Consider the following 14,013-nt stretch of genomic DNA (forward strand, 5'->3'; position numbering starts at 1 on the left):
TAGTTTCCCTCTTTTGCTATAAAAATGCGTAAGTTTTTATCTTCTCGTTCAATATTAGTTCTCTAATCGGCTTATTGATAAAGTCATTTGCGCCGTTTTCTAAAGCCTCCATTTTTTTAGTTTCATCGGTACTTAAGACTATAACTGGAATATTTTTAAATTTTTCTTCACTTCTTATAATTTTTAAAACTTCTATACCGTTCATTACCGGCATTAAAATATCGAGGAGTATTAAATCTGTTTCTGAATTTTTTAGTACATCTAATGCTTCTATCCCGTTTTTAGCTTCGAAAATATTATCAACCAACTCATTTTTCATCAGCATTGTTTTTAGAAGTTTCAAGTTTATAAAATCATCATCAACAACTAAAACATTTATTTTCTTCATGATTTAACACCTTTAGGAATAAATTTTTCTATAATTAATCTTAATAGATCTTTATTTATAACGTTTTTTACGATTTCGTCAAAAATATCAATTTCTTCATTGGAAGGTTCGCTATTTGGATCGATAAACAAAATAAACTTTGTTTGTGCTTCGCTAGACTCTTTTAGATTTTTTATTTTAGATAAATCGTAATCGTCTATTTCTTTATCAATAAACACGATTTTATATTTTTTACTCGATATTTTATCTATAAGATCCTCAAAACTTGAGGCTATTTCCGAAGTATACTCTAAAGAGTCGGTTAACTGTTTAAAAAGTTTCGACTCCAATAAGGTTTTTTTAACGATTAAAATATCATTATCGTAGTCAACGGCAATATCTTTTTTTTCGACTTCTAACTCATCAGGAAATATAAAAGTCTCTTTTTGTAGTTTTTGTTCCATTTTCTTTTTAGACTCTTTTTTTTCTTCTTCTTCTTTAGTTACTATTTTATCTGATAAGAATTTTTTAAGTATAGCTGCAATCTCATCTCTAATTATCGGTTTTGTAATATATTCATCCATACCTTCACTGAGATATTTTTCTCTATCGCCTTTTAACGCATGTGCGGTAAGAGCTATAATAGGAATATGTTGTTGTCCATAATCCTCTTCGTAATCAAGTATTTCGTGAGTCGCTTCAATACCGTCCATTATAGGCATCTGTATATCCATAAAGATTATATCGTAGTCACTGTTTTTTCTTTTTTCAAAACCTTCAAGTCCATTGCTGGCTAGATCAACTTCCAAACCAAAATCTTCGAGTGTTTTTTTGATAAGTTTTTGATTTATTGCATTGTCCTCAACAACAAGAGCTTTTGCTTTAAATTTGATTTTTGAAATATCTAACGTTTTTGTCTCTTTTGCTTTTTGTTTTTTGTATTCGCCTATATAGTATTGGATAAGTTGTTTGATCTTTGTATAATTTACCGGTTCATACATAATCTTCATTAAAAAGTTTGAAAATCCTTCAACTTTTTTGTTGTGTGAAATTTTGGAAATTAAAGCTACCGGTATATTTCTAGCAAAGAATTTTTTTAGATTGTTTTCTTGTATATAATCGTAATCTATAATTGTAAAATCGTAATTAGAAGAGTCGGTAATAATTTCAGAAATATTTGTATAAGTTATAAACGATACTCCTAAGAACTCAAGATACTCTTTTAGATATAAATTTTGGTCTTTTGGCTCGTTTTCATTGATATAAAATGCTGTGTTAATGCCTGAATATTTGTTTTTTAGTGATTCGGTTAATGTTGGAATCTCTTCAAGTTCCAATGTAAAGAAAAATTTGGAACCTTTTCCAACTTCGCTCTCTAAACTCAGTTGACCACCCATAAGTCTAATAAACTCACTTGATATTGTAAGGCCTAGACCTGTACCGCCATATTTTCTAGTTACGCTTATGTCTGCTTGAGAGAAAGCTTCAAAAATTTGCGCTTTTTTCTCTGCTGGGATACCTATACCAGTATCTCTTACTTCAAAATAGAGTTTTGCTTTTCCTTCAATATTATCTAATTTTTTAATTTCAACGGAAACTGAACCGCCTGTTTCTGTAAATTTTATGGCATTACTTACAAGATTTATTAAAACCTCTTTGATTTTTGTAGGATCACCTTTAAGCGGTTTTTCTAGATTTGGATCTACAAAAAGTGCCAAGTTTATATCTTTTTCTGCCGCTTTAGGAGCATAAACTTCGATTGCGTTTTCAAATTCGACAATAGGATCGAATACTACATTTTCAATTTCGATTTTATTGCTTTCGATTTTAGATAAGTCTAATATTGCATTGATTATTTCAAGAAGATTTTCAGAACTTTTTTCAATAATATTTACAAACTCTTTTTGTTCTTCATTCAAGTCTGTATTTTTAAGTAGTTCGGTAAAACCTACAATTCCGTTAAGTGGAGTTCTGATTTCATGAGACATGTTAGCTAAAAACATACTTTTTGCTTTACTTGCCTCTTCGGCATACTGTTTCGCATTCTCAGCTTTTTTCAAAGCTGTTTCTAAGATCTCATAGGCGGTATTTATCCCTTCTGTAGTATTAAGATCAAGTTTAGATTCTATTTCTCCTTTTTCTTGAATAATAGTTTCTGACTCCGCAACTTTTTTAAGAACCGATTCTAGTCGTTTTATGTTATTATAGATTCCTCTTGCCAAAAAGAAACCAATAATGGCTACAAGTATAGAGAATAACCAGACTAACGCCGAGACTATAAGAGTGTAGAGTTTAGATTTTGCTATAAGATTTATATGTCTTTGTAGATCGTTTTTAAGTAAATTTTCGGTTTTTAGTATTAAGCCTATTTTTTCGGTTTGAAGGTTGAACCATAATGTTGGATCTACAGGATAAATACCGTCATTAACGGCTCTTTGTATATCAACTCTTGTTTGTGATACCTCTTCTAAAATCTCTTTTGCTTCTTCTTCTTTCAGTATCTGTTCTATTTTTTGCTTAGTTTCATGAACTATTAGTGAAAAGTTTACAAAACTATCTGCTTTTCCTATTAGTTGGTTCCATATTTTCATCTCTTCATCACTCATCGGTGTATATCTTGCCAAAACAAAAGAGATAAATCCTCTTTCGATTCCGGAAAACTCTTTTGAATTTATAAATTGTATAAAAGTAGTAGCTAAAGAGGAGATTTCTGGAGTTATTGCAAAATATTCTATCTTTTTTATCTCGTTGATTAGCGGAGCATTTATAGTATATGTATAAAAATCGAAAAATGCTTTTTTAAAGTCTATCTGAAGAGAGTCTATCTGTCGCCTAATTTCCGGAAGTAGTTTTAACGATGACATATAAACTTTTGACTCTTTTTTAAATTTCGGGTGCGATTTTAAAAATTTGTTTAAGCGATTTATTGAATTATTTACTGCGTCTCTTTGTTTTTGAAGAGACTCTTTTATAAGTTTACCTTTGCTTCCTAAATATATTGATGTCATACCTCTCTCTTTTGCTACTTGAGTTATAACATCGCTTAGATAAGTATTTAGCTCCAGTCTCTTTTTGATCTCTTCAGTCTGATTATAGACGGTATAGGAGTTATATAAAAGATAACTGGAGATAAAAAATAGCAAAATTATAGGGATTAAACTGATTAATCTTAATTTGCCTCGGATACCCATATCTTTCCTTTATAGTTTTATTTTATATTTTTTTGCGATTTGATTACACTCGTAAGCACCGCTTTTTTTACCGCTAATCAGAATCTTCTTTGCTTTGTCATAATCTTTATATTTCAAAATAATTACTTCTGCCAATAGGCAGTTTGCTCTTTCGTTACCGAACGAGGAAGCAATTTGCAAATATTTTTCCGCTTTATCCAAATCTTGTTGAGTTCCTAAACCTTTTAAATAAAAAAGACCTAAGAAATAGTAGGCATTTTTAGAGTTTTCTTGTAAAGCCGCGTTTTTAAACGCTTCTAATGCGGCTTCAAAATTTTTTTGTTTATAATGTACTATCCCCTCTCTAAAGTATGAAGCAAATACAAAGATAGGAATTAGTGAAACTAATAAAAATATTTTCATATTGTCAACCTTTAAATATTGTATTCAAAATTTTTTATAGTATTTATTAGATTTTCTAGTTCTTTCTCATGATAATCATCAGTTTCTATCTTACTTAGAAGCTTTGCGAGCTCCTCTAATCTCAAGTTATCTGCCATACTTTTTAGTTTTTTTGCCTCTTTTTTCAACTCTTCTTTATCGTTTTTATCTAGCACAGTTTGGATTGTTTCTAAGAACTCTTTTAAAAATATATTGTAAACATCTACTTCCAATCCAATTTCTGCGGCCACTTTTTTAATCTGCTCTTTTGAAATATCACCGATTTTTTCATTAGTGTCTTTAACTATATTGTCTAAATTATCTAATTTGTTGTCTATAGAACCATATTCATTTTCTAGATATTCTAGATATTCAAAACATTGTTGAATATATTTTTTTGTCTTTTCAAAATCTTCGTAATCGGTTGTATATAATATTTTGTCTAGAAGTTCAACTATATTATTTATTCTAAGATTTGCTGCACTTCCTTTTAATTTGTGGCAAATATTTTTTATTCCTTTTATATCCCGATTTTCTAACAATTTAAAAAGCTTCTTTATATGCTCTTTATTTTGTTTAATATACTCTTTTACAAACTCTATAATAACATTTTCAGGGATTCCTAGCTCTTTTGAAGCAGTTTTTGGTTCATAAGGTGTAAACAATATATCCTTGGCAGTTTCTTCTTTAGGGTTCTCTTTTATAGAAGGTAAGTCATTATCACTATCTATTTTTTGTTCATTAAAATCTTTTGTTTGTCTCTCTTCTGTTTCTATATGAGATTCAGGCAAAGTATCTTCTTCTTTTTCTGGGGCTGAACCAGAACCATCTTGATAAATGTGTTCTTTGAATATTTCTATAAAATCGTAGAAGTTTTTTAAGATCTCTTTAAGTTTTTCTAAATCGTTTTCGCCCGTTGTACTTGCCAATATTTCATTTGCTTTTTCTATTCTAAGATTTGCGGCCGCTCCTTTGATCTTATGAACCAATGAGTGAATCGTTTCAGAATCCTTATCTTCAAAAGCTTTTTCTATTTTTGGTTTTTGTTCATAAGCCTGGGAGATAAACTCGTCTAAAAGCTCTTTTATAAGGGATTCGTCAAGACCTAACTCATTTGAAACTTTATGTAAATCGTAGATTTTGTCAGAATCTGATTTTTCTATTTTTGAATCTGTAATAATATTTTCAACTTCGTTTTCTTTATCAAAATAGAGATTAAAATACTCATCATTGTCATATGTTGATTGTTCACTACTTTTAGTTTTTTCGAGTTCCGACAATGGCTCTTCTTTATGGATAATATCATCGAAATTAATATTTAACGCTTGTTCATCACTACTATTGTCGTTGTAAAGATTTTCTTTATCAAAAATTTTTGTGGTATCCATATCTTCGGATTGTTCAGATTTGTCTGTTATATGAATATGCGATGGTTTTTGATCTATTAAGTCTTCTAAAAAATTTTCTTCAGTAATTGTTGGGTTTTCGTCCTTATTTTCCATAACTTTCGGCATATTTTCAATCTCTAGATACCTATCGGAGACGGTATCACTTGAAAGTGAAGAGAGAGGTGATATGCTAACTAAATAATAGCTAGAATCTTTATCGATTGAAGCAAGAATTGAAACTTGAAGTTCAACTTCTATTTCGTTATCATCTAAATTTAGTATAGCTCTAGGTTTTTTTACTTGATTGAAAACTATGTAATCTATCCAAGAGAAATTTTTGAAATTATATATATACCCTGGTTTATTTACAAACAAATTCGCAATATCGTCAATCTTTTCTTTTAATTCGTCAATTGACTCAAAACCTAAAAAGTCAAGTAGTTCTTGACTTATAGCTAACATCTGTTTATTTGAGCCGTAAAGAATCAATTTAGTTCCTTTTCTCTCATCTCTATATAGAGCTGTTCGGCTTCTTTTATATCTTCTTTGCTAGCCGGTTTCCTTGCAGCTATATAGCCTATCTTTTTACCATCTTTATAAACGGGCTTTATGTATGTTTTTACCCAGTAATACCTTCCATCTTTTCTTAGATTTTTGACAAGACCAATCCACTCTTTATCTTTTTGGATTGTATCCCACATATCTTTAAAAGCAGCTTTTGGCATATCGGGATGTCTTATAATATTGTGGGGTTTGCCTAAAAGTTCTTCTTTATCATAGCCTGCAATTTGGCAAAACTTTCTATTTGCATAAGTTATTATGCCCTTAAGATCAGTTTCACTAACTATAACACCCTCTTCAAATACAAACTCTTCATCTATGCATTTGGGTTTATTCACAAACACTCCCTTCCTTAGAAGAAATAGTTAGCTGCAAAAAGTAAAAAATGTGTGAAATAACTATAACATATTTTTATTAACTAAATCTTTAGAAAAATGTTTTTTTATATTTAAAGCGTCTTTTTTATTTAAAATAGTAGTGAGTTCTTCCAGCGAGGCTTCTTTTATATTTTCGAAGCTTCCAAAATAGTTTAATAGTCTTCTTATCTTGGCTTTGCCAATACCCTTTATTTTTAAAAGAGATATTTTTTTGTCCTCTTTTATTTTCTGTTTTTTATGAAATGTTAACGCAAATCTATGAGCTTCATCTCTTAGTTTTTGTACAAATTGCAATCTTTTATCGGTTGGCTGAAGTTTAAAAATATCATTTTTGGTATATATTATATCTTTTGCTTTACCTTTAGTTCTATATGCTTTAAAATCTACTTTTTCTTTAGAGATGGCGATAATGTCCAAATTGACTCCTGCACTTTTTGCTATTTCTTGGGCAAGTTTTCTTAAAGTTTCTCCACCGTCTATTATCCAAAGATCTGGTGGAGAGTTTTTTTCAAAACTTTCGCATCTTCTTTGAAGCAGTTCTTTCATCTGAGAATACTCATCTTTAGAAGTTAGATTATAGTGCCTGTAGTCACTTTTTTTGAATTTATTGTTTTCAAAGATGACCATTGCTCCAACAGTAGCGCTTCCTTTTAAATGAGAATTATCAAAAATTTCGATTCTGTAAGGGGTGTTTTGGAGTCTAAAAAGTTTTTTGATATCTTCCAATATAGAATCTTCGCTCTGTTTTTCCTCTTTTTTTATAATCTCTTTTGCGTTTAAAGCGGCAAGGTTTATTAGTTTTTGTTTTTCGCCTCTTTTTGGATATATGATGGAGATGTTTTTATCAAATCTATCTTTTAAAAGCCGTTCTACCTCATCTTTTTGACTAAAATCTTTACCTACCAATATCTTTTTAGAAACCAACGGCGACTCCATTTTATAAAAATCTAATATGGCTCTTTTATAGGCTTCGTCTATATCGAAACCTTTGTCTTTGTCAAATCTTATTATCGAAGATGAGCTTGAAATAACTTTGCCTTCTCTCATAAAAAGTCTAACTATAGCTGCAATATTCTCTTGGGCTTTAATTGCTATGATATCTAAATCTTCAAGCTTTGCGATATCTATGTTACTGTTTATTTCGCTCTTTTTGATTCTTTCGATTCTATCTCTTATCTGTGCCGCCTCTTCAAATCTAAGATTTTGGGATAGTTTTAGCATTTTGTTCTCTAATCTCTTTATCAATGCTTTTTTATCTATTATGAGTTTTGTTGCTTCTTGGACTATTAAAGCATAATCATCTTTGCTTATTTTTCCTTCGCAAGGAGCTAGACATTTTTTCAACTGATAAAAAAGACACGCTTTTTTTCCTTTAAGACAGCCGCTTTTTTGAACCAGAGGAAAAATCTCATAGATTGAATCTAATATATCTTTGGCAGCGGTCGAAAAAGGGCCGTAATATTTTATCTTTTCTCCTTTTACGACCTTTCTTGTGATCTCAAATCTTGGAAAATCCTCAGATAAATCTATGTATATATAAGGATAAGTTTTATCATCTCTTAGTAAAATATTGTATTTAGGTTTTAACTGTTTAATAAGAGAATTTTCCAAAATAAGCGCGTCATTTTCATTTTCAACTACGATATATTCCAGATTTTCCACTTCGCTTATCATTTTGTAAATTCTTGGACTAAGATTTGGAGCAGGAGATAGTGTGGAAGAGAATCTAAAATAGCTTTTTACTCTGTTTTTCAAGCTTTTTGCTTTGCCTATATATAAAATGTTTCCTTTTTCATCGAAATACTGATAGACTCCGGGTTTGTTTGGAAGATTTTTAAGTTTTTGCAACATTTTGTCACTATTTAAAACTAAATTTATCAATCTACGTTCCTTAAACTTTTTATCTTTTCTCTTATTTTTTCCAAAATTTCTTTAATCTCTTGATTTTTGGCAAAATTTTCAAAATCTCCTTTGGAATTTTCTTTATAACTATTAAGCTCTCTTTTTCTATACAAATATCTTTTCTTTTTATCGTTTTTTACAAATGCTTTAATACTCTTTATTTCAAGATTTTTGCATTCATTTGAGTTTTTTTTCACTATATTTAATAGTTCATTTATAAGATTTAGATTATAATTGAACTCCATTTTGATACCGGGATGGTCTAAAACAAAAAAAAGAGTTTCATTTCTTTTGTAACAAAAAAGAGTATGCTCTTTAAATCTTTTTGGTAAGAGCGATATAAGTTTGTTAAAACAGCTATGTTCGCCAAATTTACTATTTTTAGGAAAGATATGAGACAAAACAGATTTTACGCTTTTCATATTGCAATTATAACACTTTTAGCTTTTTTTATAGCAGGGTGTGGTTACAAAGCAGACCCTTACTATCCTCAAAAAAACACTAAAGAAGTGAAAAAATGAGATATGATTATATAATTGTAGGAGCCGGTATAGCCGGGCTTTACGCAGCTTTAAATATACCTGAAAACAAGAATGTCTTAATAATTTCAAAAGAGCCGTTATGGGAGTGTAACACTTTTTACGCACAAGGGGGTATAACTACCGCTAAGGATGAGTCAGATATTCCCATTCATATTGAAGATACTTTAAAAGCAGGTGCTGGACTTTGTGACAAAGAGGCCGTTGAGATTCTTAGTAGAAACAGTACAGGTGTTATAAACGATCTTATCCACAGAGGTTTTGAATTTGATTGTGATGAAGAGGGAAATCTTCTTTTTACCAGAGAAGCGGCACATTCAACTGCTAGGATTTTGCATGCCGGAGGAGATGCTACAGGAAGAAAACTTCATATATTTTTGATGCAAAACATAAAACATAAAGTTTTAGAAGGCGCTGTAGTTACAGATCTTTTGTGCGACGATGGAATCTGCTACGGAGTTACTGTCAGATACAAAGGAATATTGCAAAATATTTATGCTAAGAATATTTTTTTGGCCAGCGGCGGAATCGGTTCTTTATATGAGTACCATACAAACGCAAAAACAATAAGCGCAGATATACATGGAATAGCGGTTGAGAAGGGGATTGAGCTCAAAGATATGGAGTTTACCCAGTTTCATCCAACCGTTTTCATAAAAAGTAAAAAGGCTAGAAAACTTCTTTTAACTGAAGCTTTAAGAGGAGAAGGGGCAACTGTAGTGGATGAGGATGGAAAAAGGTTTCTTTTCGATTTTGATGAAAGAGGAGAGCTTGCTCCAAGAGATATAGTAAGTAGGGCTATTTACAGATATAAGCAGATGGGGCATCAAGTATATCTATCTTTCGAAAATTTTGATGAAGAGTTTTTTAAATACAGATTTCCAACTATCTATAAAAATTTTCAAGAATTGGGATTTAGAGTTCCAAAACAAAGAGTTCCTATTTCACCAGCTTTTCATTTTATGATGGGCGGTATTAAGACAGATTGTTATTCTAAAGTTTTAGGTTATAAAAATCTTTATGCGATTGGAGAGGTTGCCTGTACAGGTGTTCATGGAGCAAATAGACTTGCTAGTAACTCTTTACTTGAAGGGCTTGTTTTTTCAAAAAGAGCCGTTGAAGATAGTTTGTTAAGTGAAAAAGATATAAAAAGAAAAGAGTTTAAAATAGATCAGACTCCACTAGTTAAAAATATTGATAAAAAGATGAAAAATCTGTTAAGAGAGACTATGTGGAATAGTGTTGGAATCATAAGAAAAAGAGATAAACTTATAGAAGCTGCTCAGGTTTTAGAAGATATTGGCAAAAAAGATATAGGTAGATTTTTAAAGCTTAGAGTTTTAACGGCTAAAAAGATTGTTGAAAGTGCGATTGAAAGAAGAGAGTCTGTTGGAGCTCACTATATTGAAGATTAAGTTCATGATTGGTTTAATTAAAATATTAAAATATTAGGAGTCAAAATGCATGGACTAGAGTTAACCCATACTTGGGTAGGTTATCTTTGTCTTTCTATTTTCATTATTGGATACTACTTTATAGCCGCTGAAGAGAAATTTCATATGAATAAGGCTAAACCTGCCCTTCTTGTTGGTACGTTAATGTTTATGATAATTGGGATATATTTTACTATTAATGGTTTGGATCCAGATCCTTTACATGATGAGATGGAAAAGTTGATTTTGGAGATTGCAGAGATTTTCTTTTTCCTTTTTGTTGCTATGACATATATAGAAACGCTTATAGAAAGGCATGTGTTTGATGTTTTAAAATATAAGCTTACTTCAAAAGGGTACAGTTATAAAAAACTTTTTTGGATAACGGGTACAATCGCTTTTTTTCTCTCGCCTGTAGCAGATAACTTAACAACTGCTTTAATTCTTTCTACAGTACTATTTACTATAGATAAAACCAACAATCAGTTTTTGGTTCCTGGAGCTATCAATATAGTTGTAGCTGCAAATGCGGGAGGTGCTTGGAGTCCTTTTGGAGATATTACAACTTTGATGGCTTGGACCGCCGGAAAAGGGGAGTTTGTAGATTTTCTTTTTCTATTTCCGCCCTCTATAATCGGTTGGCTTCTAACCGCATGGCTCTTATCTAGGGTGGTTCCAGAAGGAGAGCCATATTTTGATGCGAGTTTGCCTAAGATGGAGTTAAAACCAGGAGCAAAAGTGGTTATATGGTTAGGAGTATTTACTATCTTTTTTGCGGTAATGGGACATCAGTTTTTCCATTTTCCTGCAATGTGGGGTATGATGTTCGGTTTGGCATTACTTAAGATCTACTCATATCTTCATAAAAGGAAAAACTCTAACGATAAATTTAACGTATTTGTAAATATGAAACATATTGAAAATGATACTTTGCTCTTTTTCTTCGGTATTTTGTCCGCCGTTGGTGCTCTTCACTTTTTAGGATTTCTTGAATATATTGTAAAACTTTACGATATTATCGGACCAACTGCAGGAAATATTGGAGTAGGTATAATATCTGCGATAGTAGATAACGTTCCTGTTATGAGCGCTATATTAAAAGCTAATCCTGAGATGGGAATAGATCAGTGGCTTCTTGTAACGTTAACTGCTGGAATTGGTGGAAGTTTGATCAGTTTCGGTAGCGCTGCGGGTGTTGGAGTTATGGGAAGACTTAGAGGAATCTATACTTTTGGCGCCCATATGAGATATGCGTGGACTATAATGCTTGGATATATAGTATCTTTGGTAGTTTGGTATATTCAGTTTGAAATTTTCGGTTTGTACTAGTAAAAAATTTTTTATCGAATCATATTGAAAAAGGATATAGATGAAAAACGTTCCTATAGTTATTTTGGATTTTGGCAGTCAGTATACTCAGCTAATTGCTAGAAGGTTAAGAGAAGAGAGAGTTTACTGCGAAATTTATCCATATTTTACAGATATTGAAGAGATTAAAGCAAAAAATCCAAAAGGAATTATTTTTAGCGGCGGACCGGCTAGCGTATATGATAAAGAGGCTCCAAGAGTTGATAAAAAGATTTATGAACTAGGACTTCCGATTTTGGGAATATGTTACGGAATGCAGCTTATAACCGTTGATTTTAACGGAGATGTTGTAAGAGCAAATCATCATGAATACGGGAAAGCAAGACTTATTTTCGATGAAGTTCACAGCTCTTTCTCCCCACTTTTTAAAGACACGAAGGATGGTCAGATTGTATGGATGAGTCATGCCGACAAAGTTGAAAGACTACCATACGGATTTGTAAGGATAGCTCATACGAACAACTCTTCATATGCAGCGATAGCAAACGAAGAAAAGAAAATTTACGCTCTTCAATTTCATCCTGAAGTTTCCCATTCGGAAGAGGGGAGTAAGATATTAAGAAATTTTGCAAGAGAGATATGCGGTGTTGAAGAGAAGTGGGATATGGGTCACTTTGCTAAAGAGCAGATCGAAAAAATCAGAAAAATAGTCGGGAAAGACAAAGTTTTGTGTGCTCTTAGCGGCGGTGTGGATAGTTCTGTAGTTACGGCACTTTTATATGAGGCTATAGGTGATCAGCTTATACCTGTATTTGTAGATAACGGCTTGTTAAGAGCAAGCGAGAGAGAAAAAGTGGAGCATGTATTTAAAAATATGCTAAAAGTTCCTTTGATAGTGGTAGATGCAGGCGAGAAGTTTTTGAACGCTTTAAAAGGAGTGACTGACCCGGAACAGAAAAGAAAGATAATAGGCCACACTTTTATTGAAGTTTTTGAAGAGGAAGCAAAAAAACATACTGATGTGAAATATTTAGCTCAAGGAACACTTTATCCCGATGTTATTGAGTCAGTTTCGGTGAAAGGACCCAGTGAAACTATAAAATCTCATCATAATGTTGGAGGATTGCCTGATTGGATGAAATTTGAGCTAATAGAGCCTTTAAGAGAGCTTTTTAAAGATGAGGTTAGAAAACTAGGACTTGAGCTGGGACTTCCTAAAGAAATGGTTATAAGACACCCTTTTCCAGGGCCTGGACTTGCTATTAGAATAATGGGAGAAGTTAACAAAGAGAGTTTAGAACTTTTAAGAAGAGCCGATACTATACTTCTTGATGAGATAAAAGCTGCAGGATATTATGAGAAACTTTGGCAGGCGTTTGCAGTTTTGTTGAACGTTCAAAGCGTTGGAGTTATGGGCGATAAGAGAACCTATGAGAATACTGTTGCGGTTAGATGTGTAGAGAGTACCGACGGTATGACGGCTACGTTTGCTCATCTGCCTCATGATCTGCTTGAAAATATCAGCAACAGGATTATTAACGAAGTTAATGGAATAAACAGGGTTGTTTTCGATATAAGCTCCAAGCCTCCTGCCACTATAGAGTGGGAGTGAAAACGGCTGTTACAGCCGTTTTTAAAATGACTATTTCGGTTGTTTTGGATAGGGTTTTTCAAAGTGGGCAATATATATATACTTTCAAATAAAGATATTCAAGGCGCTAATAAACTTCCGGTAATTAAGCAAATTTTCTTCAAGAAAGATCTGGATTTTAAAAAATATGACTATCTGATATTTACTTCAAAAAACGGTGTTTTGGCAGCTGAAAAAATATCAAAAGAGTGGAGAGAGATTCCATCTTTGGCAATTGGAGAAGCAACTGCCAAGATGATAGAGAAGTACGGCGGTAAAGTGGTTTTTATCGCAAAAAAGTTTTACGGTGATGAGTTTGCAAAAGAGATATCTCAAAATTTTGATAAAAACTCAAAATTTTTATATTTGAGAGCAAAAAGAGTTTTATCAAAACTTGCTGCGATATTGGAAAACAGAGGTTTTTATGTAACAGAGTCGATAGTATATGAGACCATTTGCGAAGATTGTAAAAAGCTAAAAAGACCTCCAAAAAACTCGTTTATCATTTTCTCTTCCCCATCCACTATAGACTGTTTTTTTAGATGTTTTGGTTGGGATGATAGTTATAAAGCTGTGGCAATAGGTAAAAAAACCGCTACTTATATTCCTTCAAATATTGATTATATAATCTCCCCAAGTCAGAGTTTACAAGCAACAGTGGATTTTATCAAAGAGACATTGAACGCTAATCATTAGTTTTTTACGAAAATTAAATCTTAAAACAGTATCTAATGCCTAAATATATACTTTTAAGCAAATTTATTTTATAATATATTTAAACCTGAGCGGTGCGCTACCCGCGATATGGGGGTCCGACAATAGAACTATGGAGGGAAACGTAGAACTGTGGTGTGTCGGTGGCTTCGCTTGAGCCCGGGACGCCGGGCGAGAAGTTGC

The 14,013-nt window shown here is 32.0% G+C and carries 11 protein-coding genes; 4 read left to right on the forward strand and 7 right to left on the reverse strand.

The window, feature by feature from the left end; translation table 11 throughout:
* Nucleotides 1–16: 16 nt before the first annotated feature.
* Genes NIL_RS02040 through NIL_RS02070 form a run of 7 tightly spaced genes read right to left on the reverse strand, consistent with a single transcriptional unit; the run spans nt 17 to nt 8,628 of the window.
* Nucleotides 17–388 (reverse strand): response regulator, encoded by a 372-nt coding sequence (locus NIL_RS02040; RefSeq protein ID WP_187647982.1) that lies wholly within the window; start codon nt 386–388, stop codon nt 17–19.
* Entirely contained in the window at nt 385–3,558 is a 3,174-nt protein-coding gene (locus tag NIL_RS02045; protein WP_187647983.1) for an ATP-binding protein, read from the reverse strand. The genes NIL_RS02040 and NIL_RS02045 overlap by 4 nt, the downstream gene beginning before the upstream one ends.
* A gap of 9 nt (nt 3,559–3,567) precedes the next feature.
* Complete coding sequence (locus NIL_RS02050; RefSeq protein WP_187647984.1) at nt 3,568–3,960, reverse strand: SEL1-like repeat protein; 393 nt, start codon at nt 3,958–3,960, stop codon at nt 3,568–3,570.
* An 11-nt stretch (nt 3,961–3,971) separates the two neighbouring features.
* Complete coding sequence (locus NIL_RS02055) at nt 3,972–5,855, reverse strand: Hpt domain-containing protein (RefSeq protein WP_187647985.1); 1,884 nt, start codon at nt 5,853–5,855, stop codon at nt 3,972–3,974.
* Complete coding sequence (locus NIL_RS02060) at nt 5,852–6,265, reverse strand: PAS domain-containing protein (protein WP_187647986.1); 414 nt, start codon at nt 6,263–6,265, stop codon at nt 5,852–5,854. The genes NIL_RS02055 and NIL_RS02060 overlap by 4 nt, the downstream gene beginning before the upstream one ends.
* Nucleotides 6,266–6,325: 60 nt before the next feature.
* The gene (gene uvrC, locus NIL_RS02065) at nt 6,326–8,155 is read right to left on the reverse strand and encodes an excinuclease ABC subunit UvrC (protein WP_187648551.1); all 1,830 of its coding nucleotides are present in this window, start codon (nt 8,153–8,155) and stop codon (nt 6,326–6,328) included.
* 26 nt (nt 8,156–8,181) lie between these two features.
* Nucleotides 8,182–8,628, reverse strand: coding sequence for a hypothetical protein (locus tag NIL_RS02070; RefSeq protein WP_187647987.1), 447 nt, complete (start codon nt 8,626–8,628; stop codon nt 8,182–8,184).
* Between the two features lie 95 nt (nt 8,629–8,723).
* On the opposite strand from NIL_RS02070, the gene nadB reads away from it, so the two are divergent.
* The 4 genes from nadB (at nt 8,724) to NIL_RS02090 (ending at nt 13,812) form a co-directional block, all read left to right on the forward strand.
* Nucleotides 8,724–10,160, forward strand: a complete 1,437-nt coding sequence (gene nadB / locus NIL_RS02075) for an L-aspartate oxidase (RefSeq protein ID WP_187647988.1) — start codon at nt 8,724–8,726, stop codon at nt 10,158–10,160.
* Nucleotides 10,161–10,205: 45 nt separating this feature from the next.
* Nucleotides 10,206–11,507, forward strand: a complete 1,302-nt coding sequence (gene nhaD / locus NIL_RS02080; RefSeq protein ID WP_187647989.1) for a sodium:proton antiporter NhaD — start codon at nt 10,206–10,208, stop codon at nt 11,505–11,507.
* A gap of 40 nt (nt 11,508–11,547) precedes the next feature.
* A complete protein-coding gene (gene guaA, locus NIL_RS02085) occupies nt 11,548–13,098 on the forward strand; it encodes a glutamine-hydrolyzing GMP synthase (RefSeq protein ID WP_187647990.1) in 1,551 nt (516 codons plus the stop codon).
* A 63-nt stretch (nt 13,099–13,161) separates the two neighbouring features.
* Entirely contained in the window at nt 13,162–13,812 is a 651-nt protein-coding gene (locus tag NIL_RS02090; protein ID WP_187647991.1) for a uroporphyrinogen-III synthase, read from the forward strand.
* Nucleotides 13,813–14,013: the final 201 nt, after the last annotated feature.

The organism is Nitrosophilus labii (genome assembly GCF_014466985.1).
GTDB classification, from domain to species: Bacteria; Campylobacterota; Campylobacteria; order Campylobacterales; family Nitratiruptoraceae; genus Nitrosophilus_A; species Nitrosophilus_A labii.

Bases quoted from the DNA above. Each gene is read 5' to 3' on its own strand.
- NIL_RS02040 (WP_187647982.1), bottom strand. From the start codon at position 388: ATGAAGAAAATAAATGTTTTAGTTGTTGATGATGATTTTATAAACTTG.
- NIL_RS02045 (WP_187647983.1), bottom strand. From the start codon at position 3,558: ATGGGTATCCGAGGCAAATTAAGATTAATCAGTTTAATCCCTATAATT.
- NIL_RS02050 (WP_187647984.1), bottom strand. From the start codon at position 3,960: ATGAAAATATTTTTATTAGTTTCACTAATTCCTATCTTTGTATTTGCT.
- uvrC (WP_187648551.1), bottom strand. From the start codon at position 8,155: ATGTTGCAAAAACTTAAAAATCTTCCAAACAAACCCGGAGTCTATCAG.
- NIL_RS02070 (WP_187647987.1), bottom strand. From the start codon at position 8,628: ATGAAAAGCGTAAAATCTGTTTTGTCTCATATCTTTCCTAAAAATAGT.
- nadB (WP_187647988.1), top strand. From the start codon at position 8,724: ATGAGATATGATTATATAATTGTAGGAGCCGGTATAGCCGGGCTTTAC.
- nhaD (WP_187647989.1), top strand. From the start codon at position 10,206: ATGCATGGACTAGAGTTAACCCATACTTGGGTAGGTTATCTTTGTCTT.
- guaA (WP_187647990.1), top strand. From the start codon at position 11,548: ATGAAAAACGTTCCTATAGTTATTTTGGATTTTGGCAGTCAGTATACT.